Below are 24433 nucleotides of genomic sequence, written 5' to 3'. Positions count from 1 at the left end.
GTTTAGGCTTTTCACTTTTGTTAGGAATAGGCGTAGTGTTATGCATCATTTCGAAATTAGTGTTAAATACAATAAAAATTACGAGTAAACCTATTCTTATCATCGTTCATATTATTGTCAGTATCTCCTATATGATTTATTTGGGAGGTATTATGACGAAATCAATTATTATTGGATTGTTTATTGCTGTTAGTGTTTATATTTCCGAATTAATTGTAGATCGATTAATAAAGAATTGGAAATGATGTTTGAATGAAAATATAAACCAGCAAAAGATATCGTAGCCATTCATTTGAGCGCTAGGAATGATAAAGAGTTGGTATTATTAAAATAAGAAAGCTGACACCGATCGAGTACCGGTGCCAGCTTTTAGACTATACAATATGACTTTTACGAAACTCACTAATAAAACCTTCCAACCAGTCCTCGTTATAATCAATGGCACCGTTATCACTGATAAAAGCAACATCAAGACCCATCACCCAAAACCTTCGAGCTAGTACAAACAGTTCAACCGCCAATTCATCTTGGGCTGAAAATGCTCGAATCGATCTATATCCCGACATAACAGCATTCCAAAGCGGTTCTTGCTTATCCGCATGCTGCCGTTTCCTGGCTCGGACTTGTGCGAGGTCATAGGCACGCCAGCCTTTTGCAGACCATTCAAAATCGAGATGAGTAAAATATTTATTTTCCTCTATTGCATTATTATTTCCATGCATATCACCGTGGCATATGCCCCAATCCAATCCTTGTTTAGCAGCAGCGACTATCCGTTCTTTTAGATTACAAGCAAATTGCTGTAGAAAACGTGTAGCTTCGTGCATCTCGCCAATGTAGTTTACAATTCGATCTAATGATTGATCAATCAGAAAATGAGTATCTAAGTCATAACGAGGTTGATCTACAGCGACTTGGTCCATTGCTGCGTGTAGTTCAGCAGCAGACTGGCCGAATGCAAAACATGACTCCTCATCCTGCAGTCCGTTCTCTGTACCCTCAATATAGCGAAAAACGACAGCGATTCGTTTACCTTCCGCAGCATCCAGTACGGTATACCAGCTGCCGTCTTTTTTTACGATTGGTTCAGCTACCTTAGTATGTTCGGAGTTTAATTGAGCTTTTAGTTGATTTAATAAGGATAGCTCGTAGGAAACATCGCTTTCCTTGATCTCCTGACGGTACACACGAATGATATAAAATCCTTGAGAAGTACGCAATCTATAGGTATCATTTAACCCTCTAAGCCAATATAAACATTCACTCCATTGTCCGATGTCATATTGATCACTCAAATAATACGCCAAATATCTAGGGTCTACAACAGAACGTAAAGCAGTCGGTTGATTGTACATAATGTTACCTCTTAACTTTTTAGCTCCATCATATAATTTCCGGAACCTTAAAAGTAGGTAAAAAACAGTTATAAAACAATATGCCTGAACAAAGCAAAGACCTCAACCCAAAAAGGAGAGGCCTTATGATGCTTACCTTACACAGCGTTCAATACGATATCTTCTTCATCTTTTTTATTGAATGCATCGCGATCAAACTCACCTTCAGAATTTGCAACGAGTAGAGAAGTAACCGTTGTTCCTGTTGCATTCACGGCAGTACGGCCCATATCGATGAGTGCTTCTATGCCCGCTACGATGCCAATTCCTTCGAGTGGTAAACCGAGCGCCGTTAACACGACAGTCGTAGATATAACAGCAGGTCCTGGTACACCGGCAACACCAATCGAAGAGATAACGCTAACTAAGACGAGGATAATATAATCTGTCCCTGTTAGGGTGATGTCAAACACTTGTGCCGTAAATACAGCAACAATAGCTGGCCATATGCCGCCGCAAGCGTTGAAGTTGACGGATGCGCCTAGCGGAGCTACGAAGCTTGCAATTCGAGGAGAGACATGCAGACGCTTCGTAATGACTTCTAAATTGACTGGAAGCGTTGCATAGCTGCTTCGAGTCGTAAATGCGACAGCAATTGTCGGGTAGATTTTGCGGAAGAAACGAAGAGGATTAACCTTCGCCACAAACAGCACGAGACCACCAAACACAAGGACGAAATGTATAATCATGGCTACATAGGAGGTGATGATCACGCTGCCGAGTTCTTGCAGAGTATCCCAGCCATAACGGGCCGTCATTCCGGCAATTAGCGCGAACACACCATAAGGAGTCAAGCGGATAACAAATTTTACAACCTGATGCAGAATTTGTGTTAACGATTGAATAACATCACGTACAGGCTTTACGGCTTCAGCATTTTTAGAGCCTACTTTAATGATGGCAACCGCTAAGAAAATGGCGAAAATAAGCAATGGTACGACTTTTCCAGTAGCAGCTTCATTGAATGGATTTGACGGTACAAGGTCCAATATAACTTCTGAGAAAGTAGGGATTTCACGCGCAGTGAAGCCCTCAGGCACGGCTTGTTGAATGCCCTTTCCCGGATTCATTAGTAGAGCAACCGATAAACCGATTATTGAAGCAACAGCGGTTGTTCCAAGGAACCAGGCGAATGTTTTGAAGCCGATTTTGCGTAAGTAATCCAGGCTTGTTAAGGAAGAGATACTGTTCAGTACAAGTACGAACACAAGCGGAATAACAAGCATCCGAATCAGGCTGACATAGATGCTGCCGAATGTGGTGATTGCTTTATACTCGAAGTTTTCCAGACTCTGAAAGAAAATGCCTACAGCTATACCAATTGCGAGTCCGATAAGCACCCGTGTACCGAATCCGACTCTTTTACGTGCCAAGAAATATAGAATTGCGAATACAAACATAGCAGTGACAAAGCTGAACCAGTTTGTTTCAATAGCTAAAAGTAAATTGTTATCAATTTTATCCATCACTCAATTCCCCCTAAGCCCATCAAATTTATATGAATTACAAATTCAATTTACAGACATCAATAGTAAATGTCAAATGTTATTTTAAACTTATGAATGAGTATTAAATTTTATATCCGATAAAATTCTCGCGATCAGCTAACTAACTAATTAATGAAAATAAAAATGTCAGCTCAGTGATAATAATTCTCATATTAGGTTATAATACAGACAGAAAGTTATTACAAAGGCAAAAGGCATCCCGAAGGATGCCTAATCCTTAATCCATAAGCTATAATCTCGAACGAAAACCCTAAATTTTCGGTTCGAAGGTTTTGCAATCCGTTTCCCCTGAATCTGAAGCTTGTCTATTACGATTGTTCACAACGTAAATCGATGAAGCGTTACAAGCATTGCCTGGTGCCCAATACTTACATGAGTTTACTTCGCAAAGTACATCTTTAGCCATTGTTTTCACCTCCTATCTTTAGGATGGTCGAAGATGATGGCTTTATACATTTAACAGCCACAATATATCGACAGACTCCTCTGAGCTCACTCGTTTATCAAATAGCGCATAAAGCTTATTTGCCCCGTTTTTTTCAAGTGTAATAGGAGGATAGTCACAGCCTCTTGCGTAAAATGCGAATATTTTGGAGAATTAATGCCAATAATGTTCGTGTAATTTGCGAAAGTTGTTGACAAAACAGACATATTCTCTTTAATATTAAAAACGGAAAACAACAACAGCATATCTTTTCGTATAATCTCAAGAATCGGCTTGAGAGTCTCTACTCGGTCACCGTAAATGACCTGGCTACGAAATTGGCGGAAAAGCTTGCATCGGTCCTGCAAGTTTACTTTTCCCCTTTTTGCAGAGCCTAGGAGAGATGCGATATTCGCATTTTTTTCTAGGCTTCTTTGTTTGTTCCACCACAATTTTGGGAGGTAGAAATCAAAATGGAACGTTTCTTTCGCTTAAAGGAACACGGAACAAATGTCAGAACAGAGATTATGGCGGGGCTGACGACTTTCATGACGATGGCATACATATTGGCCGTCAATCCAATCATACTTACTCCAGCAGGTCTTGACTGGACAGCCGTATTTCTAGCTACGGCGCTTTCTGCCGGTATTTTCACAATCGCGATGGGTTTGTTCATTAACTTCCCAGTAGCGCTTGCGCCGGGCATGGGGTTAAATGCGTATTTTGCTTCTGTCATTATCGCTTCGGCGGCGACGGATTCTCCCATTTCACCAGCTATGGGTCTGACAGCTGTATTTATTTCAGGTATTATCTTCATTATTCTAACGCTTACACAAATTCGTCAAATGCTCATTACAGCTGTTCCTGACAGTCTGAAGCATGCGATTACTGTCGGTATTGGCTTGTTCATTACCGTTATCGGTTTGAAAAACAGCGGAATTATGACAATTGCAGTTTCAAGCTTCACTGACATTAAAGCAGGCGCTTTTACACCAGTGAGCGGTCCAGAAACGGTTATGCAGCTTGGCAGCTTCCACGATGGCACAGTTGTATTAACGGTTGTTGCTTTGCTTTTGATTGGCGTACTAATGGTGCTTCGTGTACCAGGCGCGATTTTGTTCGGTATTCTTGGCACAACGGTTATCGGAATTATTTCCGGTCAGGTTGATGTTAAAGCTGCATTCACTGGCCAAACATGGGTACCAGACTTCTCCACAATCAACTTCTGGCACTTTGACTTTGCGGGTGTGTTCGAGGTAGGTCTCGTAACCGTTATTCTTACCTTTACATTCGTTGAATTGTTTGATACCTTCGGTACGCTTGTAGGTACGGCGACACGCGCTGGATATATGAAAGACCCAGAAGAAGGCAAGAAACGTATTGGTAAAGCGATGTTCGTTGATGCTATCGGCGTTAGCGGCGGCGCAATGCTTGGTACAAGTACAGTAACAGCTTTCGTAGAAAGCTCGTCCGGTATCGCGCAAGGCGGACGTACGGGTCTGACTGCAGTAACGACTGGCGTTTGCTTCTTGCTTGCGATTTTCATTTCACCGATTGTAGCACTCGTTCCGGGAGCGGCAACAGCAGCGGCGCTTATTATTGTAGGCGTTCTGATGATGCAATCGGTTAAAGAAATTGATTTCTCTGATATGGTTTATGCGATTCCGTCGTTCTTGACGCTTGCATTCATGCCATTTACGTACAACATTGCTAACGGTATTTCGTTCGGTATCGTATCGTACGTATTGCTTGCAACGGTTGCAAATGTATYGGGTAAAGGTAAGTACAAGGTTCATTGGTTGATGTGGATTTTAGCGGTGCTTATTATTGGCCGATATGTATTTATGGGCGGCGAATAGAACGGACAATTAACAGTATAAGATGAGAAAGCAGCGCTGGACCGGCGCTGCTTTTTTTGTTATATAAGTACTTATAAGTATTGTAGGAAGGCAGGTGATGAAGTTGCTTCGAATTGATTTGAATTGCGATATGGGAGAAGGCTTCGGGGTGTACCAGCCAGGCTCGGACATTGAAATAATGAAGCATATTACTTCTGCCAATATTGCATGCGGGTTTCATGCAGGTGACGCCGCGACGATACGGACAACGGTTCGATTGGCGATTGAACATCATGTCGCGATAGGCGCGCACCCCGGGCTTCCCGACTTGGCGGGGTTTGGTCGGCGTGTTATGGAGATTACGCCTCAGGAAGCGTATGATATGACCGTTTATCAAATTGGAGCGGTATCGGCATTTGCGAAGTCAGAGGGTGGAGTATTGGTGCATGTGAAGCCTCATGGTGCTCTCTATAATATGGCGGCTCAAAGCAAACCTCTTGCCAATGCAATCGTAGAAGCGGTTTATAAAGTCGATCCGCAGCTTCTATTGTTTGGTCTTGCGGGCAGCGAGCTCATTAGGGCAGGTGAGAAAATCGGCCTGCGTACGGTTAATGAGGTATTTGCGGACCGCTCCTATGAAGCGGACGGAACGCTTACAGCGCGCGGGATGAGCGGAGCTGTAATCATTGATCCTATACTTGTGGCAGAGCAAGCTGTACGAATCGTTAAGGATGGAATCGTTCGAACAAGGCAAGGGACCGATATTGGCTTGAAGGCAGATACGATTTGCGTGCATGGTGATACACCGCATGCAATGGAGCATATTATTGGGCTGAGAACAGCGTTTAAACATGCAGGAATTTCTGTGCAAAAAGCGGAGGGATGACTTGAAAAATCCATTTCCTTTATCGCATAGTGCTCTCGAATATGAATTACTTCCTCTAGGCGATGCTGCCGTTATCATTCGCTTAGGCGAAGTGATGGAAGAGTCGCTCCAACGAAAAGTGACTGCTATAATCTCTTATTTGGAGCAAAGACCATTTCGCGGAATGATAGAATGTGTACCTGCATTCATATCGGTTACTGTTCATTATAATCCGTTTGAGGTGCTGAAAAGTCGTCTTCCTATGGAGTGGGAGCATGTTACTGTTTATGAAACAGTATGCGGGCGCCTGCAGACGGTGCTTTCGCAGCTCAAGCTTTCAGACGCGGATGTGGAACGAAGAATAATTGAAATTCCAGTCTGCTACGGCGGGCATTTCGGCGAGGATCTTGCTTTTGTAGCGGAGCATAACGGAATGAGTGAGGAAGAAGTTATAACGATACATAGCGGCGGCACATACTTAGTTTGTATGATTGGCTTTGCGCCAGGTTTCCCTTATTTGAGTGGAATGTCAGAGCGCATTGCAGCGCCTCGTCATGTAACGCCGCGAACAGTTATTCCGCGAGGAAGTGTAGGAATTGCCGGCGGGCAGACAGGCATCTATCCAATTTCAACTCCCGGAGGATGGCAGCTGATTGGCAGGACACCGCTGGAGCTATTCCGTCCGGAGCAGTCTATTCCAAGCTTGCTAAGAGCAGGAGATTATGTGAAATTCATGCCGATAACGAAGGAACAATATGATCTCTATTTGGATGGTGATAGTGAGCTATGAGCATCAAAGTGATCCGGCCAGGCTTGCTCACGACCATACAGGATTTAGGGAGATATCATTTTCAACAATATGGTGTTGTGGCGGCGGGAGTAATGGATACAGGGGCTGCACGCGCAGCCAATTACTTGGTTGGCAATGACGGAGTTGAAGCTGTCTTGGAAATGACGCTAATTGGCACGGAGCTGCTTATTCAAGAGGCTGTCGTAATAGCGGTATGTGGCGGTGATATGTCCGTTACCATAAATGGACAGCCGCTGCCATTATGGAGGCCTGTCCTTGCGGATGCGGGCGTCGTTATTAAATTTTCTGCAGCTCGGTCTGGATGCCGCTCTTATTTAGCGGTAGCGGGCGGCTTTGACGTGCCGGAAGTTATGGGGAGCCGCAGCACATATTTGCGCGGCGTCATTGGTGGATTTGAGGGAAGGACATTGAAAGCAGGAGATGTTCTTTTGATTAACAAGCCTAATGAGCTGTCTACTCGGATAATGAGCGCGCTTCTGGCAGAGCAAGCTGGAGCGGGATTTGGATCTGGATGCTATGCAGCACCCAACTGGCACGCGAGCCATTTTGCGATTGCAGGGAATTTTGCTGAACCGATTATTCGCGCCATGCCAGGTACTCATTATAATAGGTTTACGCCCGAAAGCCGGCAGGCTGTATTTAGTAAAACATATCGCATTGGGTTGCAGTCTGATCGGATGGGCTGTCGGTTAGAGGGTGAGAAGCTGCTGCTGAATTCGCCGATGGAGATACTGTCGGAGGCTGTTGCTAATGGAACGGTACAGGTGCCGCCAGATGGCAATCCGATCGTACTGCTTGCGGATAGGCAGACCACTGGCGGGTATCTGCGAATCGCACAGGTTGCATCAGTAGATATTCCCGTATTCGCCCAGCTGAGACCATGTGATTCCTTTCGGTTTGAGGAGGTAACGCTGCTAGAGGCGGAACGTCTTTATTTGGAAGGAGAGCGTGATTTGAACGTATTGAAAATGGCGATTGCTTTGAAATATAAGTAAAAGGGCTAAAATGAGGTAAGCCTCATTATTAATGAATATTCCCTCAGTAAATAAAATGACCGTAAACGGGGCTAAGCCGGAAATATCGTGTTACTGGTCGGGGAACCTTTACGGTAGGCGGGATTAAGTCGATTATCGCTGGTCCGGGAAACGGCGGGGGTGGAGCTCACGGCGTGGCCGGGGCGCAGGATCGAGGCAACGGCCCCGCAGAGAGCACGCTCACGCTCGCCTCGGCCGCGGTGAAGAGCGGAATAAGAGCGTTGTGCTCGCCCGGTTGATGACCGAGCAAGCTGCCGAGCCAGGGAGCCGTCGATCAGGCCGACCAGCTGCGTGGACGGGCCAAGCCGTCAGGCAAGCTGTTCCATATCAGAATGCTCGCCTGGAGGAACCTGGGCCCACCTCCTGCGGCTGCGAAAAATCTCCAGCCGAGTATTTGGTTCAGAGTGAACGAACGAAATGGTCGATTCGCTCCAGCGCCATTTCCAGCTTCGCTTCGGACACGGCGTACGAGCAGCGGAGGAACCCTTCTCCGCCCGATCCAAACACGTGGCCGGGTACGGCGGCAACATGAACTTCCTTCAGCAGGCGCATCGCGAACTGCTCGGAGCTAAGCCCCGTCTCGGCGATGGACGGGAAGGCATAGAAGGCCCCTTGCGGTTCGCGGCACGGTAAGCCGATTTGCCGCAGCCCCTGTACAAACAGCCGACGGCGACGGTTGAACGAGTCCATCATCTCGTCCTTGTCCGCCAATCCGTACCGCAGGGATTGGATCGCCGCGATCTGGCCTAACACCGGCGCGCACATGGCGGTGTACTGATGGATCTTGAGCATGGCGGCGATGAGCTCAGGGTGACCGCAGGCATAACCGATGCGCCAGCCGGTCATGGCGAATGCTTTGGAGAAGCCGCTGATGACGATTGTGCGCTCCTTCATCCCAGGCAGTGAGGCGATGCTCTCATGCGTCCGGCCGTACGTCAGCTCGGCGTAGATCTCATCCGAGATGACGACCAGGTTGTGGCGGCGGGCTAGATCAGCGATCGGCCGCCAGTCGTCCAGCGTCATCACGCCCCCGGTGGGGTTGCTCGGATAATTCACGAGGAGCACCTTGGAGCGCGGTGTAATGCTGGCCTCCAGAGCGGCAGCCGTCAGCTTGAAGCCCTGCTCGGCGATCGTCTCGATCCCCACGACCTTCCCTCCGCACAGCTCCGCGATCGGCGAGTAGGCTACATAGCCGGGAGCGGGTATGAGCACCTCATCCCCGGGCGTGAGCAGCGTGCGGAACGCCAAGTCTACCGCTTCACTGCTGCCTACGGTGACCATGATCTCACGAGTTGGCTCATAGGGAAGCTGGAAGCGGGAATGCAGGTACGCGGCAATCTCCTCTCGCAGCTCGAGCAGTCCGGCATTGGGCGTATACGCCGTCCGTCCTGCATCCAGGGCGCGCGTACAGGCGGCGCGCACATGCTCCGGTGTAACGAAGTCCGGTTCCCCGAGGCCCAGGGAGATCGTCTCGGGGTTCATCGCCCCCAAATCAAAGTAAGCGCGGATCCCCGATGGCGGCAGGGCGATGACATGCGGGGCGATCCAATCCTGGACTCTATTTTCCATTTCAGCCGATACCTTCATTGTGGAACACTCCCAGAATTCAATGTACGTGCAGGATAGGAACTCTTAATGATGCGATCGAGCAACTGATCGAACGGGATGCCTGCGGCGAGCGCGCTCTTGGGAAATAAACTGTTTCGGGTCATGCCTGGCAGTGTATTCACTTCGAGTACATAGGGATGACCGTCCACGAGCATCATATCGACGCGCGCGTACACCTCGCACTTCATCACCCGATAGCTAGCTAGCGCTGCATGCCGAACCCGCGCGTCCACATCCGCAGGCAGAGCGATCACGTGCTCCTCGGCTGCCCCATCGCTATACTTCGCCGTGTAGTCGAACCATTCGGAATGAACGGGAATGATGCCGATCGTAGGCAGCAGCTCTCCATCCAGGATCGAGCACGTTATCTCTTCCCCGCGAACACAACGCTCGATCAGCACCGCCTCATCCCATTGAAAAGCGGCGTGCACTGCTGAATGCAGCTCATCGGCAGAGGAAACCAACTGAATGCCGATGCTGGAGCCGCCGGAATTAGGCTTCACGACTACCGGATACCCCAGCCGCTCGACCGCTTGCGGCGAATAGTCGTCCAGGCTCTCCCAGATGAGCCAGTCGGGTGTAGGGATCCCTTCAGAGCGAAGCATCCGCTTCGTAATGTCCTTGTTCATGCACATGCTGCTGGCCAGCACTCCGCTGCCTGTATAGGGGATGCCGAGTGTCTCCAACGTCCCTTGCACTGTTCCGTCCTCGCCATACGCCCCGTGAAGCGCCAATAGCGCCAAATCCATTCCGCGGACCTGCTCCGCCAACGCTTCTGGCTCCGTCACGACGATGGTTGTGACCTCGTACTGATCGCGATTCAGATGAGCCAGTATTTCATGGCCCGTTTGCAGTGAAACTTCCCGTTCGGAGGATGGCCCTCCCATAATGACCCCGATTCTCATACCTGCACCTCGTTAGTTTCTTAGTTGTGTAGCCGCTTCGCCGATGATCCGGATCCCCTTGGTGATGTCTTCATCCGCCACTCGCGAGAATCCTAGCCGCATCGTGTTCTGGCCTTTGCCGTCGGTATGGAAGATGTCCCCCGGGGTGAAAATAACGCCCCTTCGTGAGCAGACTTCCAGCAATTCTCTTGTATGGAAGCTTTCCTCAAATTCGATAAACAGATGGAGGCCCCCGTCACCAGATAGACGGGTGTAAGGAATATGAGCTTTGCAGCATTCCAGCGTCCATTCGTATTTGCGCTTATAGACCGCTCTTGCTTTTCTGATGTATTTGTCCAGATTCCCGTTGTATAGATACTGGTAGAGGATCGCTTGATCAATGGTAGACGTATGAATGGTGCGAGCCCGCTTTAGGCTCTCCAAGTAGCCGATCAGCTCGCGATCCGCCAGCACCCAGCCTACGCGAAGCCCGGGGAACAGCACCTTGGAGAAGCTGCCAACATAGATGACACTATTGCCCTGGCCAGCCGCAGCGATGAGCGGCGACACATGTGACCCGGAATAGCGGAGCTCTTCATTGAAGCCGTCTTCAATGATCGGAACCTGATAGCGGGTCATTAATCTCATAAGCGCCGTCCGCTTCTCCGGGGACATGACGATGCCAGTCGGATTGTGGTACGAGGGAACGAAATAGGCGCAGTCGTACGTCCGCTCGTTCAATGCCTGCTCGAGTTCCCGTAGATTGATGCCATCCGGCTCCATACCGATCCCAGTAATGTCGAAGCCGTGCAGCCTGAAGTTTTTGATCGCCGTGTTGTGGGTCGGGTTCTCGCAGAGGATCGCTCCGTTCGGTCGGCTGAGAGCGGACAAGACGATGTCCAATCCTTCCGTGAAGCCGCTCGTGATGAGCAGATCCTTGTCTTGCAGGTCGACACCCTTGTGGCTCATATATTGCATTAAGTAATCGATCAGCGGTTTGTAGCCCTTCGCATAGCCGTAGTTCAGCAGCACATTGCCTTCCACGGCCATCCGGTCCAGGAAGGCGCGTTTGACCGGGTTCAGGTCGAATAGCTTCTCGTCCGGGGCGATGCTCGTGAAGGAGATCGTCCCCTTTTCTGAGCGAATCCCATGCTTCATCAGGTCCAGCTCTTCCGCGAGCGCGGCCCGATCGTTCAGACGCTTCTTCCACTCAAGCTTCCAGACAGAGGGCGCCGTGGTCGCGGACGAAGCCGCCACGAAGCTACCTTGGTTGTTCACCACGTAGAGAAAGCCATCCTCCTCCAAGCGGGTGTAGGCCTCGATTACGGAATTGCGGCTCACCTTCAGGAGCCCGCTGAGCTCGCGAGTGGAAGGGAGCTTCTGGTTCGCTTGAAGCGCGCCCTCCGTGATTAATCGCAACACATAGTCCATCACTTGAATGTACACCGGCCGATCCTTCACCGGCTCGAAAACATTAAACATCCTGTATCGCCCCCATAGTTATCATGGCATACAATACAGCACAATAAAAGAACCACGAACGATACTTTTTGGCAGGGGTGTGGTTCTTGGGAATCTATTAACTAGTCAATTTTTCATATGATTATAAGCTTTAACAGGTGGTGTTATTTGTATATCTGTGTAAAGGGGAGTTGGATGTGTCGGAATTGTTTGGGGGGGGAGTGGCTGGCCCTGGTTCTGCAGCTCATCGCTTTCAGAAGGCTGGGGGAGCTATCCGAGTTCATGGGCATTTCTGATGTGCTTATGCAAGGGGCTACTATGAAAAAGAATCATTTCACATCAAGCATTGCTTTCGAGCAAGCCCCTAAAAATCGCTTCACTATTTAAAGATATTCTTAATAACGAGCATAAGATTAGCAGGCTTTTCTGCGAGCCGCCGGGTGAAATACGGATACCACATCGATCCGTAAGGAACGTAGCAGCGTATCCGGTATCCATCCTTAGCTAACTGTGCTTGTGCGTTCATTCGCAAGCCGTAGAGCATTTGAAATTCGAAGGCATCTTTAGGAATGCCGTGCAAAGCAGTATATTGCTTGACCCAGTTAATAATCAGGTCATCATGTGAAGCGATCGCTGTGTAAACGCCGTTATCCAAATGCAGCTTAATGATAGCCTTGAAGTTTGAAATAACATCAGACGTTTTCTGGTATGCGGTATGCTGAGGTTCTTTATATGCGCCTTTCACGAGACGAAGATTAATGCCCTCGTCCATCAGCTCTGCGGCGTCTTTGGCTGTTCGATGCAAATAAGCTTGCAGTACAGTGCCTACACTAGTTAATCCTTCCCTATGAAGACGACGCACCATATCAAGCGTAGCTTGCGTATAGGGCGTATTTTCCATATCGATACGAACAAAGTTGTTATAGCGCATTGCTTGCTGTACAACATCCTGGATATTCGCGTAACAAGCCTCAGCATTTAGCGCAAGCCCCATTTGCGTCGGTTTTAAAGAGACATTAGCGTTCAATTTGCAGTCAGTGATACCTTCAATCATCTTCAAATATTGTTCCTTGTAATCGGATGCCTCGCTTAGCTTTGTAACACCCTCGCCAAGATGGTCGAGCGATGCACAAATACCGTGCTTATTTAATGCCTCAATTTGCTTGAGCGCACCCGTGAGATTTTCCCCGGCAATAAACCTGTCGGCAAGCTTCTTGCCATATGTGGTCGATAGCTTCTCTACAAATGGAATCCCGGCGATCGTCAGTATTGTTGTACGGTACCATTTCGTTCCGATGCCCATCAGCGTTACCCCTCATCCTGTCATAAGAGTCTGATTTACACAGTTCGGCGAGCTTGATAACAGTATATTCAATCATATAGACAATCGCGCACATCACGCCTATTTATTTGAAAAACAAAAAATTCGTCGGCAGCTTACGAAGCTGCTTGTCCGAGGGCTTATTAATAATTCGGCCGTTAAATATAAGTGACGAGGAACCGCCTCCATCGAGATTGTATCCATCAACTGCTCCATAACGCTGTAATAAGGTTTGCATTTCACTGAGCGTCGCGCCTGAGCTGCCCGCCTCGTTATAGCCATCGACTACAAGGAACAAAAGCTGATCATCTTTGTAGTTGGCTATAACTGTACGTGGCGCTCGTTTAGGGCTAGTTTGCCATTTGGTCGGTATAGCTTGAGTCGCTCCGCCGCGAAGCAGGACGGGAACAAAGGAGGCCCCGAATTTCGGCTTCTTCGCATCGAGCTGCTGCTGACTTGTGAATTTGCCTCCGATTAGCTCGTTTTGATCATTTAGTCCGACAAAAAATAAATCTGCACGCGTCGCTTCAAAGCCCGACACGTATTTACCATCTACAATAGTTGTACCAAGCGGGTAGCGTTTGCCTCCGCCATCGGCGAAACCACCTGCATTAACACCGGCGATCGCATTCGTACGTTTGACTGCCGCAAGTGTCGTTTCCGAACGTCCAAGCTCATCCCGACCCAGTGCCATTTTCATGGCGTCCTTCGATTTAAGTTTTACTTTCAGAGCGTAAGTAGGGAAGCTTTCCGTTTGTATGTAGAAGAGCTGCGCTCTAATCTTATCCGATTCAATCGTAGCGGCAGGCTTGCCAAGCTTTTGCGTAATGTTGCGATCGTAAATTTCAAGCGGCCTCATCGCCTGTGAAGCAGTCATTGCAGATATTTTGGCCATATCCGCATTGGTTTGTTTGTATAGCTTAATTTGTTTCTGAAGGGATTCTCGTGTGAGAGCCGCCGTTTCATGTGCTTGGTCAAGACCTTCAGCCGCCGTCTTAATAGCAGCAGGAGACTCTGTTGCTTGCTCGGTTTGCGCTTGAGGGAAAGCATCCTCTGATAATTGAATGACAATGTCGGATAATATCAGCCATAACATAATGCCGAGAAAAGGAGTACATGCGAGCAGAGCTGTACGGTTTAACGTTTTGACTGTTATGTTCATTTGAGCACATCCAAGCTTTTCTTCAGCTCATTCAGTTGCTTTTTCACTTCATTCAGCTGTGTATAAAGCTTGTTGCTGTTGTCGGTCTTGGAAGCGGCATTGTCTTTCGTGAAAGTAAGCAGCTCGTTAAGTGAGTCTACCTTCGTTTTCAGCTCGGCAAGATCGGCCAAGTAGCTCGCTTCCAGCTCTTGCATGCGGCCTTCATAGGATTGCTGCATAGCAGAAATCTGGCTCGCGGTTTGTCGCTCAATATCAGCGCCAATTTTCTGTTGAATACGGTCGGTATACCATTTGGCCCCGAATAGGCCGGAGCTAATAAGGACAAGCCATACACATATGAAAATGAGGAAGGTGCGGTTTCCTCTCTTTTTTCGTGTTTTTTGGCCATACTGAGTTGCTGTTCGTTGTTCCAGGTTTAAATCACTCATACTATTCATTCACCTTTCGTGTTGGTTACTTGCAACTGATGTGGATGAACGAACTGCAAGCTATGTTTCATAGACTTAGACGATCAAACGGTACAAAATGGTTGCAGATGTTTTCTTATTGTAACAAACGAATGGGAGGATGTCCCTTGTATAATGTGGTAAATTATTGAAATAATGCTGTGGCGTATCACTAATCTCAGGTTTTGTGATTACCCGCCATCGTCATGTATAATAGGAATACAGTTTTAAATTTTGAATTTTAGGAGGGTGATCAGCATGGATCAACCAATCACAAATACAAGTAACAACAATAATGAAGCGAAGGCAATGTTCGCAGGCGGCTGCTTCTGGTGCATGGTTTCACCTTTTGAAGAAATGCCAGGCATTATTTCGGTCGTCTCTGGTTATACAGGAGGCCATACCGTAAATCCAACCTATCAGGAGGTTTGCTCGGAAACGACAGGGCATACCGAAGCGGTACAAATTACGTATGATCCACAGGTGTTTCCGTACGAGAAGCTGCTTGATATTTTTTGGAAGCAGATTGATCCAACCGATGCTGGTGGACAATTCAATGACCGCGGGGAGTCGTATCGAACGGGCATCTATTTTTACACAGAGGAACAACGTGAACTTGCTGAAGCATCGAAGCAGGAGCTTGCGGCGAGCGGACGATTCGACAAGCCGATTGTTACGGAGATTGAACTAGCGAAGCCATTCTATCCTGCAGAGGATTATCATCAGGGTTATCATAAGTCGAATCCGTATCGTTACAAAATGTACCGTAAAGGCTCGGGACGCGATTCCTTTATAGCACAGAACTGGTCGTTTAAGAAGGATGCTGCTGAGCTGAAAAAGCATCTGACTCCAATACAATATGAAGTGACGCAAAACAGCGGGACGGAAAGACCTTTTACCGGCGAATATTGGGATCATACTGAAGACGGCATATATGTCGATATCGTATCGGGAGAGCCTTTATTCAGCTCACATGATAAATATGATGCTGGCTGTGGCTGGCCGAGCTTTACGAGACCGATTCAAGCTGCTTCTATTATAGAGCATACTGACAAGTCGCACTTTATGGTGCGGGTTGAAGTGCGAAGCAAAGAAGGAAATTCCCATCTAGGTCATGTATTCGACGATGGTCCTCAGTCTGCGGGCGGTTTGCGTTATTGCATTAACTCCGCTTCACTTCGTTTTGTATCAAAGGATAAGCTGGAGCAAGAAGGGTACGGCGAGTATTTGGTCCTTTTCAAGTAAAAACAATCATGAAATCGAAAATATAAACAACCATGAAACCAACAAATAAAACAGTGATAATCGAGTAGGATGCCTCGAAAGAGGTGTTCCTACTTGATCTGAGCGAGGAGCCGGTTATGAACGTTATAGAAGCGATCAAAACAAGAAGATCGATTGGTAGATTAAAGCAGGACCCTATTGACCGTACTATTATTGAGAGTTTGCTAGAGGCGGCAACATGGGCTCCGAGTCATCATAATACACAGCCATGGACGTTCATCGTCATGACGGGTGAAGGCAGAGCAAAGCTTGGAGAAGGATATGCACGCGTTGCTGCAGCAATTTCTGAGCTGACAGGAGAGCAGCTTGAAGAACGCCTTGGTAAGGAACGTTCGAAAGCTAATAGGGCACCTGTAGTAATTGCTGTTGTTTGCTCGCCATCGAATGATCCACGTGCTACGCTCGCAGAAGAGCTGGCAGCTGCCCAAACTGCTGTGCAAAACTTGCTGTTAGCGGCGCATGCGAATGGTCTTGGCGCCATTTGGCGTTCAGGTGATCCTATGTACCATCCGTTAATGAACGAGACTTTTGGACTTAGCGAGCAAGAGCAAATCGTTGGCCTTATTTATTTAGGATATCCGGATATGACTGCACCTGCTGCAAAACGTATCCCAGCAGCAGATAAGACGGTGTGGCTTGACGCGTAGCAGATAGAAATAACGATTGAGTGAAAGTAGACGCATTAAGAAATCTGATGGCGCTTAAGCGGCCATTGATTTTCTTGGTGCGTTTTTTTTCGCATCTAGTATCCACCCGATGTTCGGTATACCCGGATGCCGTGTGTTTCGTGCTACGTGTACCTGCACCACCCGCATGGCCGCGTGTCTTGTGCTACGTGTACCTGCACACCCGCATAGCCTAATCCTCGAATGCCAAGTGCCGCATGCTACCTGCATACCCGCTATGCCGAGTGCCGCATGCTGCGATCTACCCCCATCCCCCATTACTCCTTTATAAGTAGCTAATTCACGCTTGTTTGTATATAACTCGTGGGAGCTAGGATGCTCGTCCACAACCACATGCGGATACATAAAAATCCTGCTCTGTATTTATGGGCAAGCATCCATTTAGTTTATTATTCCATATTGACTATTTTTGTGTGAAAATATATAGTAGTAAATACTTGATTTATAATTAGTTTAGCTGTAAGATATTTTTTGTTAAAGATTTTGTGCGGCAATCAGCATGCCTGAAGGAGGGATGAAATGACGAATAAAACGGAACTTTTTGAAGTTGCGTCATATTTTAGATTAATACTAAAGAGCATTACGCATGAATGGRAAAAGAATTCGATTCAAAACTTTTCAATGACACATTTTAAAGTGCTTTATACCCTAAGCTGTGAAGGTCAGATGAAGGTGTCTGATTTAGCGGATTCTATTGGTCTTACACCCGGCGCGATAACTGGTGTCTCTGATAAATTGTTGGCTGATGGGTATGTGGATCGCGTTAGAGCGGAGGATGATCGGCGGGTTGTATATATTGAATTGACTGAAAAGGGCAGAGAAATGATGGAGACTGTTCTAGAATCACAGAAAGAAACGATATCTACTTTTTTTCACAGCTTACCGGATGAGGATATTCAGCATTTGAAACGGATTTTCGGTCAAATGCTTGCAAAAATAGAATAAAACATAAAAAGAGGAGTAAACCTGCTATGGAACACTTATCAAGTAAACGTAAGTTAAGCATTATGATAGCTATTATGGCTGCGATGTTTTTCTCAGCCATAAATCAGACTATCGTTAGTACGGCGATGCCAAGAATTATCGCGGAGCTAGGCGGAATGGACTTATACACATGGACTATTACCATCTATATGCTGACTTCGACGATCGCAACCGTGCTCGTTGGGAAATTATCTGATATATATGGTCGTAAGCCATTTATATTAGTCGGTATATTATTGTTTATCGTTGGTGCATTTATGTCGGGTATGTCCACCGATGTTTACCAAATGATCACTTACCGAGGCATTCAAGGTCTTGGTGCCGGTATTATTATGGCTACAGCCTTCACAGCAGTTGGTGATTTGTTCGCGCCTCGTGAGCGTGGCAAATGGACAGGAATAATGACCGCTGTATTTGGTTTTTCAAGCGTAATCGGTCCGACACTTGGTGGTTATGTTGTTGACCATATGGCTTGGCATTGGGTGTTTTGGATCTTCTTACCGCTTGGTGTTGTCGCTTTTGTCATGATATTGATGCTGTTCCCAAAAACAGAGCGCAAACAATCAGAGTCGATTGACTATTTAGGATCATTCTTTCTTATTACAACAATTGTACCTATGCTGCTTGCCTTTACTTGGGCCGGCTCGAAGTATGCGTGGACTTCATTCGAAACGCTTGGCTTGTTCGGGATAACACTTGTATCACTAGTGATCTTCATTCTTGTGGAATGGAAGGCGAAAAGCCCGATCATGCCTTTGCACTTTTTTAGAAATGGTGTCGTTACGCTTTCCAATATTATCGGATTTCTCATGAACTTTGGTATGATGGGCGCACTCATCTATATTAGTTTCTTCGTTCAAGGTGTGCTTGCTATCTCACCTACTTATGCTGGTTTTGTAACAATGCCGATGTCTATCGGTATGGTTATTACAAGTGCAATTGGCGGGCAATTAATAAGTAAAACAGGGAAATACAAACGTTTTGCGCTAATCGGTATGCCGATTATGATGCTTGGTATGATCATAATGGTATTCATGAATAGTGTGTGGATGGCTGTACTGGCAATGATTATTTTCGGTCTAGGCCTTGGTCTTGGTATGCCGGTATTCTCATTAACTATTCAAAACGCAGTTCCCCATAAGGAGCTTGGAGCGGTTACAGCTTCCATGCAGCTGTTCCGTAACCTCGGCGGTACAATCGGGATTGCGGTAATGGGTACTGTGCTTGCTACTAGTATGAAAAATAATTTGACTGAGGCGGTTCAATCCGGAAAAGGGCCGGATATGACTAAGCTCGATCCAGAGATGCAGAAGCAATTTGCTGCATTTGCTAATCCGCAGACGCTGACGAACCAGCCAGCGCTTGAAAAGCTTCATCAGAGCTTGCCTGAAGGTGTGCAGCAGGAATTCACGAAATTTGTGGATATGATGCGTGATGCGTTAGGCTCATCGTTGTCTACCGTGTTTTTAGCTGGAACACTTATTCTTGGTGTAGCTGTAGTTATAACGTTCTTCTTGAAAGAGATACCGCTTCGTACAACAAATGAAGCGCCTGGTACGGTAAAGCCCGAACAGGAAGCTAAGAAGCGTACTACAGGAGAACTAGCTTCAAGCAGCAAATAATGAATTGGACTTATAATTGATCTATTATGCGGAAAAATAGGAGGGACAGGGGACGCTGTATGGCGCCATCCTGTCCCTTCTTTTTCTATTTGTTGTTATCTCCTTATATTCGGCAGCTAACGGACCTGTCGGATAACGCTCGGTGGTTCATTTGTTTTGATGAATCACCTATTTTTGGGCATACTGTTCTGATTTTCCGATTAATATACACAAAAAAACGAACCTTTATAAAAGATTGTGTTTTAATGTTCGTATTTCATTGACAGTAGTTTGGTGATTAGATAAACTAGAATAGGTCTGAGGCGGAGTATACTGCCCCATTCTGAAGGTTCGTATATTTTCGGGAGAGGCCCGAATGTTTCTACCCGAAAACCTTAATTTTCGGACTACGAGCATAATGAATCACAGATAGAAACGATAGCAGTGTTAAAATGGCATTTTTACGGTGTGAACAGGGCGTTTCTTTTTAGAAATAGCACGATGTTGACACTAATGCTRTTCGTGCGTCGTTTTAATGTATTCATTGAAGTGAAGCCCTATTTGATTTTGCTTTTAAGTAAATGAGGGTTTCTGCTTCGGCTCCGGTCCTGCGGCATTCCTATTTGATGGTTGCTGACGGGATTTTTCTGTTTTAACAAGGCATTATAGGATCATAGTTAAATGGTTTATACTCTTATATACGAAAGTGGGTTTGATCTCATGTCTGCGAAAGTAGGCGTCATCATGGGTAGTAAGTCGGATTGGGACACAATGAAATTGGCCTGCGACATTTTAGAGGAATTACAAATTCCTTATGAGAAAAAAGTGGTTTCGGCGCATCGAACGCCTGATCTCATGTTTGAATATGCAGAAACTGCTGTAGCGCGGGGGCTTAAGGTCATTATTGCGGGAGCCGGTGGAGCTGCACACTTGCCCGGCATGGTCGCTGCAAAGACGATTTTGCCGGTCATTGGCGTTCCTGTGAAGTCGTCGAATTTGAGTGGACTTGATTCTCTGCTGTCGATTGTACAAATGCCAGGAGGCATACCGGTAGCAACGGTGGCAATCGGCAATGCGGGCGGCACAAATGCAGGCTTGCTTGCAGCGCAGATGATCGGAGCATTTGATCCTGAGATACAAGCACGCGTTGAGGCTCGTCGCGAGCGCGTGAAGCAAGAGGTTCTTGAAAGCAGCGAGACGTTATGAGTAATGGAGCAGACAAGCAGAACGAAAGTGAGACAATGAAGACATTGCTGCCAGGCAGCACGATAGGTATTCTTGGCGGCGGCCAGCTTGGCCGGATGATGGCGAATGCAGGTAGCGCGATGGGTTATCGCTTCATTGCGCTTGACCCAACGCCGGATGCACCTTGCGGTCAGGTAGCGGAACAAATTATTGCTGCTTATGACAATCGTGAAGCGGCAAGAGAACTAGCAAAGCGTTCCGATGTCATTACGTACGAGTTTGAAAATGTTGATGCTGAAGTAGCGGCCATGCTAATGGAGGAATCCTATGTTCCTCAGGGCAGCAAGCTTCTATATACAACGCAGCACCGGCTGCGCGAGAAGCAGGCCATTGAAGCTGCAGGGGTGCGAGTAGCTCCGTATTGTGAAGTTCGTAGCGTTGAAGAGCTTCGCGAGGGAGTAGCGCGCTTCGGAATGCCTTGTGTACTGAAGACAGCAATGGGCGGCTACGATGGCAAAGGTCAATGGGTCATTCGCAGCGAGAGCGAAATTACAGAAGCATACGAGACGTTATCACGTGCTCGCGTTCAGCTAGTGCTGGAGCAGTTCATTCGTTTTGACAAGGAGTTATCAGTTATAGCGGCGCGAAGCCCGCAGGGTGAAATAAAAGCATTCCCCGTAGCGGAAAATATTCACGTCGACAATATATTGCATTTATCCATCGTGCCAGCACGTATTAGTGAAGAGTTGCAACGTGAAGCAGAGCATCTTGCCATGCGAATTGCGGAAGGACTTGGCGTTGTTGGACTGATAGCGGTGGAGTTGTTCGTGACAGCGGACGGTGAGTTGTATGTAAACGAGCTGGCTCCAAGACCACATAACAGTGGACATTATACGATGGAGGCTTGCCGGACATCGCAATTCGAGCAGCATGTACGTGCGATTTGCAACCTGCCGCTTGGTGACACAACGTTGATGAGCCCGGTTGTCATGGTCAATGTGCTAGGTCAGCATGTTGAGCCGTTGCTTGCTTTAATGTCTAAACATGATGAATCAGCAGAGCGGCTTCAAGCGGCACCTAAGGTTCATTTGTACGGAAAAAAGGATGCCGTTGTAAAACGGAAAATGGGACATGTCAACGTGTTGGCGAAGGATACAGATACTGCGCTTAGCTGGATTGAAGAAACAACTATTTGGAAGGTGTGAATGATTGATGTTAGAGCGTTACAGCAGACCGGAAATGAGAGCAATTTGGACAGAAGAAAACAAATTCAAAGCTTGGTTAGAGGTTGAGCTTTGCGCATGCGAGGCTTGGGCTGAGCTAGGCGCCATTCCGAAGGAAGATGTAGTAGCGCTTCGCGCTTCCGCTGATTTCGATATCGATCGTATCTATGAAATTGAGCTGGAAACTCGCCATGACGTCATCGCGTTCACTCGCGCTGTATCGGAGAAGGCTGGTCCAGAGGGCAAATGGGTGCACTACGGCCTAACATCAACAGATGTTGTTGATACTGCTCTTGGCTACTTGCTGCTTCAAGCTAACGAAATTTTGGTCAAAGACATCGAGCGTTTTATTGAGATTCTTCGCAATAAAGCGATCCAATATAAAGATACTCCTATGATGGGACGTACTCACGGCGTTCACGCGCAGCCAACGACTTTCGGCTTGAAAATGGCGCTTTGGTACGAGGAAATGAAACGTAACCTAGAGCGTTTCCATCATGCAGCTTACGGTGTACAGTTCGGCAAAATGTCCGGTGCTGTTGGAACGTTTGCAGATATCGATCCATTCGTTGAAGGATTCGTTTGCAACAAGCTTGGCATTACAGCTGCTCCAATCTCGACACAAACGCTTCAACGTGACCGTCATGCTGAATATATGGCGACGCTCGCTCTAGTTGCTTCATCACTAGACAAGTTCGCAACAGAAATTCGTGCTCTTCAGAAGAGTGAGTTCCGTGAAGTGGAAGAGCCATTTGCAAAAGGTCAAAAGGGTTCATCAGCAATGCCGCATAAACGCAACCCAATCGGCTGTGAAAATATTTCCGGTCTGTCCCGCGTTATTCGCGGACATATGGTTACAGCTTACGAGAACGTACCGCTTTGGCATGAACGCGACATTAGCCATTCATCGGTAGAACGGATTATTTTGCCGGATGCGACTATGCTTCTTAACTACATGCTTAACCGTCTTGGCAACATCATTAACAATCTTCAAGTGTTCCCTGAGAACATGAAGCGCAACATGCAAGCGACATACGGCGTACCATTCTCCGGCCGTGTACTGACGAAGCTGATCGACAAAGGATTCAGCCGCGAGAAGGCATACGATACGGTTCAACCGCGTGCTATGCAAGCTTGGGAAACACAACAGCAGTTCCGCGATATCGTTGGAGCTACGGAAGAGATTACAAGCGTACTTTCCACAGAAGAGATTGATGATTGCTTTAACCCGGCATGGCATTTGAAGCATGTAGATACCATTTTCACACGTCTTGGATTGATCTAAGAAGGAGGCTAGCCTGATGACTGCAACAACGCAAGCTTTATCAACTGCTGTCGATTATGTAAAGGCTCCACTTATTTATAAAGGTAAGGTTCGCGAGCTTTATGATCTTGGTGAGCATTACCTGATCGTTGTTACTGACCGCATCTCGGCATTTGACTACGTTCTTGATCCTGCTGTTCCGGATAAGGGGAATGTGCTTAACAGCCTGTCCGCTTACTGGTTTGAACAAACGGCTGATATCCAGACAAACCACGTTGTTCACACAGATGTGGAGAAGCTCGGAGATATCGTTACAGAGCCAGAGTTGCTCAAAAATCGTATCATGGTTACTCGCAAAGCTGAGCGCATTGACATCGAATGTGTCGTTCGCGGCTATATCACAGGCGGTGGTTGGAGACAATACCAACAAACGTCTGCGATTAACGGAATTGAGCTGCCAGCGGGTATGCGCAAAAACGAACGTTTTCCAGAGCCAATCTTCACTCCGGCAGCGAAAAACGACGTCGGACATGACGAGGATATTCCATTCGAAAAAATGTCCGAGCTAGTCGGAGCTGAGCTTGCGGAAGAGCTTCGCGCACACAGCATCAAGCTGTATGCATTCGCTCATGCTTATTGCGCGGAACGAGGTATTATCCTTGCCGACTGCAAATTCGAATTCGGTCTTATTAACGGCAAAGTCATCCTGATCGACGAAATCTTTACGCCGGACTCCTCACGCTTCTGGGCACAAGGCAATTACGCCCTAGACATTGAGATCGACAGCATGGACAAAGAACCAGTGCGCACTTACTTGCTCGGCTCCGATTGGGACCGTGACAGCAAACCAGCACCATTGCCTGACTCCGTAGTAGCCGAAACAACGGCACGCTACCGCGACATCTATCGCCGCTTAACCGGCGTTGAACTATAAAGCCCAGCAGCCAGCAAAGCGCGGCTGCTAATCTCTACAGCGTCGAGCAAAGCATCGACGGCACAAAAGAAACAGCCAGCAAAGCGCGGCTGTTAATCTCTACAGCGTCGAGCAAAGCATCGACGATACAAAGAATCAGCCAGCAAAGCGCGGCTGTCAATCTCATCGTCGAGCAAAGCATCGACGAAGCAAGAAATCAGCCAGCATAGCGCGGCTGATCCAAACTAAAGCATGCAGCCAGCGAGAGCGCTGCTGCACAACAACAACAAACAGAGCTTAAGCATCGCATAAAGCTCGCAACGCACAAAAAGAAGCTTTAGCATCGCGCAAAGCTCGCAACGCACAGGCAAAGCGCGCTAATCGCGGCGCTCGCTACGTTACAGCGGCCAGCGCTAAAGCGCGCTGCCGCAAGTAACTTGCTTCACCGACCACCCTCACAGGGGTTTCACCTGTGAAAATGTGTAAGCTCGGAGAGCGAGGGTTGTTGCCGGAGAGCGACAGCGATCGCTTCTTGAA

General features: G+C 47.4%; 22 protein-coding genes and 2 riboswitches. Of the genes, 12 read left to right on the top strand and 10 right to left on the bottom strand.

Features of this window, described 5'->3' with window-relative positions; all coding sequences use genetic code 11:
- Nucleotides 1-374: 374 nt before the first annotated feature.
- From AC1DWN_RS00180 to AC1DWN_RS00170, 3 genes are all read right to left on the bottom strand, one after another.
- Entirely contained in the window at nucleotides 375-1355 is a 981-nt protein-coding gene (locus tag AC1DWN_RS00180) for a phosphotransferase (protein WP_477556925.1), read from the bottom strand.
- A gap of 137 nt (nucleotides 1356-1492) precedes the next feature.
- Nucleotides 1493-2860 carry a dicarboxylate/amino acid:cation symporter gene (locus tag AC1DWN_RS00175; protein WP_477556924.1) on the bottom strand — a complete coding sequence of 456 codons (1368 nt, stop codon included), beginning with the start codon at nucleotides 2858-2860 and terminating at the stop codon, nucleotides 1493-1495.
- A 292-nt stretch (nucleotides 2861-3152) separates the two neighbouring features.
- Complete coding sequence (locus tag AC1DWN_RS00170) at nucleotides 3153-3308, bottom strand: DUF1540 domain-containing protein (protein WP_475812392.1); 156 nt, start codon at nucleotides 3306-3308, stop codon at nucleotides 3153-3155.
- A gap of 270 nt (nucleotides 3309-3578) precedes the next feature.
- Nucleotides 3579-3679, top strand: a riboswitch (purine riboswitch).
- A gap of 120 nt (nucleotides 3680-3799) precedes the next feature.
- Here AC1DWN_RS00170 and AC1DWN_RS00165 point away from each other — a divergent pair.
- The 4 genes from AC1DWN_RS00165 (at nucleotide 3800) to AC1DWN_RS00150 (ending at nucleotide 7835) form a co-directional block, all read left to right on the top strand.
- Nucleotides 3800-5185 (top strand): NCS2 family permease, encoded by a 1386-nt coding sequence (locus AC1DWN_RS00165; protein ID WP_477556923.1) that lies wholly within the window; start codon nucleotides 3800-3802, stop codon nucleotides 5183-5185.
- A 97-nt stretch (nucleotides 5186-5282) separates the two neighbouring features.
- Nucleotides 5283-6050 carry a LamB/YcsF family protein gene (locus AC1DWN_RS00160; RefSeq protein ID WP_477556922.1) on the top strand — a complete coding sequence of 256 codons (768 nt, stop codon included), beginning with the start codon at nucleotides 5283-5285 and terminating at the stop codon, nucleotides 6048-6050.
- A 1-nt stretch (nucleotide 6051) separates the two neighbouring features.
- Nucleotides 6052-6819 carry a 5-oxoprolinase subunit PxpB gene (gene pxpB / locus AC1DWN_RS00155; RefSeq protein ID WP_477556921.1) on the top strand — a complete coding sequence of 256 codons (768 nt, stop codon included), beginning with the start codon at nucleotides 6052-6054 and terminating at the stop codon, nucleotides 6817-6819.
- On the top strand, nucleotides 6816-7835 hold the full coding sequence (locus AC1DWN_RS00150; protein WP_477556920.1) for a 5-oxoprolinase subunit C family protein: 1020 nt from the start codon (nucleotides 6816-6818) through the stop codon (nucleotides 7833-7835). Before pxpB ends, AC1DWN_RS00150 begins: the two co-directional genes overlap by 4 nt.
- 438 nt (nucleotides 7836-8273) lie before the next feature.
- On the opposite strand, the gene AC1DWN_RS00145 is transcribed toward AC1DWN_RS00150, so the two are convergent.
- From AC1DWN_RS00145 to AC1DWN_RS00120, 6 genes are all read right to left on the bottom strand, one after another.
- On the bottom strand, nucleotides 8274-9443 hold the full coding sequence (locus AC1DWN_RS00145; protein WP_477556962.1) for an aminotransferase class I/II-fold pyridoxal phosphate-dependent enzyme: 1170 nt from the start codon (nucleotides 9441-9443) through the stop codon (nucleotides 8274-8276).
- A gap of 14 nt (nucleotides 9444-9457) precedes the next feature.
- Nucleotides 9458-10387, bottom strand: a complete 930-nt coding sequence (locus AC1DWN_RS00140) for a D-alanine--D-alanine ligase (RefSeq protein ID WP_477556919.1) — start codon at nucleotides 10385-10387, stop codon at nucleotides 9458-9460.
- Between the two features lie 12 nt (nucleotides 10388-10399).
- On the bottom strand, nucleotides 10400-11848 hold the full coding sequence (locus AC1DWN_RS00135) for an aminotransferase-like domain-containing protein (protein ID WP_477556918.1): 1449 nt from the start codon (nucleotides 11846-11848) through the stop codon (nucleotides 10400-10402).
- Between the two features lie 358 nt (nucleotides 11849-12206).
- Nucleotides 12207-13130 carry a proline dehydrogenase family protein gene (locus AC1DWN_RS00130; RefSeq protein WP_477556917.1) on the bottom strand — a complete coding sequence of 308 codons (924 nt, stop codon included), beginning with the start codon at nucleotides 13128-13130 and terminating at the stop codon, nucleotides 12207-12209.
- Nucleotides 13131-13233: 103 nt separating this feature from the next.
- The gene (locus AC1DWN_RS00125) at nucleotides 13234-14310 is read right to left on the bottom strand and encodes a phosphodiester glycosidase family protein (protein WP_477556916.1); all 1077 of its coding nucleotides are present in this window, start codon (nucleotides 14308-14310) and stop codon (nucleotides 13234-13236) included.
- Nucleotides 14307-14738, bottom strand: a complete 432-nt coding sequence (locus tag AC1DWN_RS00120) for a hypothetical protein (protein ID WP_477556915.1) — start codon at nucleotides 14736-14738, stop codon at nucleotides 14307-14309. Before AC1DWN_RS00120 ends, AC1DWN_RS00125 begins: the two co-directional genes overlap by 4 nt.
- A 276-nt stretch (nucleotides 14739-15014) precedes the next feature.
- On the opposite strand from AC1DWN_RS00120, the gene msrA reads away from it, so the two are divergent.
- Complete coding sequence (msrA, locus tag AC1DWN_RS00115) at nucleotides 15015-16001, top strand: peptide-methionine (S)-S-oxide reductase MsrA (protein WP_477556914.1); 987 nt, start codon at nucleotides 15015-15017, stop codon at nucleotides 15999-16001.
- Between the two features lie 116 nt (nucleotides 16002-16117).
- A complete protein-coding gene (locus tag AC1DWN_RS00110) occupies nucleotides 16118-16687 on the top strand; it encodes a nitroreductase family protein (protein WP_477556913.1) in 570 nt (189 codons plus the stop codon).
- 54 nt (nucleotides 16688-16741) lie between these two features.
- Here AC1DWN_RS00110 and AC1DWN_RS00105 read toward each other — a convergent pair whose 3' ends face one another.
- Nucleotides 16742-17071, bottom strand: coding sequence for a hypothetical protein (locus tag AC1DWN_RS00105; protein WP_477556912.1), 330 nt, complete (start codon nucleotides 17069-17071; stop codon nucleotides 16742-16744).
- Between the two features lie 174 nt (nucleotides 17072-17245).
- Between AC1DWN_RS00105 and AC1DWN_RS00100 the strand changes: the two genes are divergently transcribed.
- The 6 genes from AC1DWN_RS00100 to AC1DWN_RS00075 all read left to right on the top strand — a co-directional run bounded on the left by AC1DWN_RS00100 (nucleotide 17246) and on the right by AC1DWN_RS00075 (nucleotide 23917).
- Entirely contained in the window at nucleotides 17246-17671 is a 426-nt protein-coding gene (locus AC1DWN_RS00100) for a MarR family winged helix-turn-helix transcriptional regulator (RefSeq protein ID WP_477556911.1), read from the top strand.
- 26 nt (nucleotides 17672-17697) lie between these two features.
- Entirely contained in the window at nucleotides 17698-19332 is a 1635-nt protein-coding gene (locus AC1DWN_RS00095) for an MDR family MFS transporter (RefSeq protein WP_477556910.1), read from the top strand.
- Nucleotides 19333-19642: 310 nt separating this feature from the next.
- Nucleotides 19643-19741, top strand: a riboswitch (purine riboswitch).
- A gap of 290 nt (nucleotides 19742-20031) precedes the next feature.
- The gene (gene purE, locus AC1DWN_RS00090; RefSeq protein ID WP_475812383.1) at nucleotides 20032-20517 is read left to right on the top strand and encodes a 5-(carboxyamino)imidazole ribonucleotide mutase; all 486 of its coding nucleotides are present in this window, start codon (nucleotides 20032-20034) and stop codon (nucleotides 20515-20517) included.
- Entirely contained in the window at nucleotides 20514-21701 is a 1188-nt protein-coding gene (gene purK, locus AC1DWN_RS00085; protein ID WP_477556909.1) for a 5-(carboxyamino)imidazole ribonucleotide synthase, read from the top strand. The genes purE and purK overlap by 4 nt, the downstream gene beginning before the upstream one ends.
- A 7-nt stretch (nucleotides 21702-21708) precedes the next feature.
- Entirely contained in the window at nucleotides 21709-23004 is a 1296-nt protein-coding gene (gene purB, locus AC1DWN_RS00080) for an adenylosuccinate lyase (protein WP_477556908.1), read from the top strand.
- Between the two features lie 16 nt (nucleotides 23005-23020).
- Nucleotides 23021-23917, top strand: a complete 897-nt coding sequence (locus tag AC1DWN_RS00075; RefSeq protein WP_477556907.1) for a phosphoribosylaminoimidazolesuccinocarboxamide synthase — start codon at nucleotides 23021-23023, stop codon at nucleotides 23915-23917.
- Nucleotides 23918-24433: the final 516 nt, after the last annotated feature.

Source organism: Paenibacillus sp. P4_A7, from assembly GCF_056402455.1.
The sequence above is the reverse complement of the archived record's forward strand: the minus strand, read 5'-3'. Positions and strand labels throughout refer to the sequence as shown.

Coding starts and splice junctions, on each gene's coding strand:
- AC1DWN_RS00170 (WP_475812392.1), bottom strand. CDS start 3,308: ATGGCTAAAGATGTACTTTGCGAAGTAAACTCATGTAAGTATTGGGCA.
- AC1DWN_RS00125 (WP_477556916.1), bottom strand. CDS start 14,310: ATGAACATAACAGTCAAAACGTTAAACCGTACAGCTCTGCTCGCATGT.
- AC1DWN_RS00130 (WP_477556917.1), bottom strand. CDS start 13,130: ATGGGCATCGGAACGAAATGGTACCGTACAACAATACTGACGATCGCC.
- AC1DWN_RS00120 (WP_477556915.1), bottom strand. CDS start 14,738: ATGAGTGATTTAAACCTGGAACAACGAACAGCAACTCAGTATGGCCAA.
- AC1DWN_RS00145 (WP_477556962.1), bottom strand. CDS start 9,443: ATGGAAAATAGAGTCCAGGATTGGATCGCCCCGCATGTCATCGCCCTG.
- AC1DWN_RS00180 (WP_477556925.1), bottom strand. CDS start 1,355: ATGTACAATCAACCGACTGCTTTACGTTCTGTTGTAGACCCTAGATAT.
- AC1DWN_RS00175 (WP_477556924.1), bottom strand. CDS start 2,860: ATGGATAAAATTGATAACAATTTACTTTTAGCTATTGAAACAAACTGG.
- AC1DWN_RS00160 (WP_477556922.1), top strand. CDS start 5,283: ATGAAGTTGCTTCGAATTGATTTGAATTGCGATATGGGAGAAGGCTTC.
- AC1DWN_RS00135 (WP_477556918.1), bottom strand. CDS start 11,848: ATGTTTAATGTTTTCGAGCCGGTGAAGGATCGGCCGGTGTACATTCAA.
- AC1DWN_RS00105 (WP_477556912.1), bottom strand. CDS start 17,071: ATGTATCCGCATGTGGTTGTGGACGAGCATCCTAGCTCCCACGAGTTA.
- purK (WP_477556909.1), top strand. CDS start 20,514: ATGAGTAATGGAGCAGACAAGCAGAACGAAAGTGAGACAATGAAGACA.
- AC1DWN_RS00095 (WP_477556910.1), top strand. CDS start 17,698: ATGGAACACTTATCAAGTAAACGTAAGTTAAGCATTATGATAGCTATT.
- purE (WP_475812383.1), top strand. CDS start 20,032: ATGTCTGCGAAAGTAGGCGTCATCATGGGTAGTAAGTCGGATTGGGAC.
- AC1DWN_RS00110 (WP_477556913.1), top strand. CDS start 16,118: ATGAACGTTATAGAAGCGATCAAAACAAGAAGATCGATTGGTAGATTA.
- AC1DWN_RS00150 (WP_477556920.1), top strand. CDS start 6,816: ATGAGCATCAAAGTGATCCGGCCAGGCTTGCTCACGACCATACAGGAT.
- msrA (WP_477556914.1), top strand. CDS start 15,015: ATGGATCAACCAATCACAAATACAAGTAACAACAATAATGAAGCGAAG.
- purB (WP_477556908.1), top strand. CDS start 21,709: ATGTTAGAGCGTTACAGCAGACCGGAAATGAGAGCAATTTGGACAGAA.
- AC1DWN_RS00140 (WP_477556919.1), bottom strand. CDS start 10,387: ATGAGAATCGGGGTCATTATGGGAGGGCCATCCTCCGAACGGGAAGTT.
- AC1DWN_RS00075 (WP_477556907.1), top strand. CDS start 23,021: ATGACTGCAACAACGCAAGCTTTATCAACTGCTGTCGATTATGTAAAG.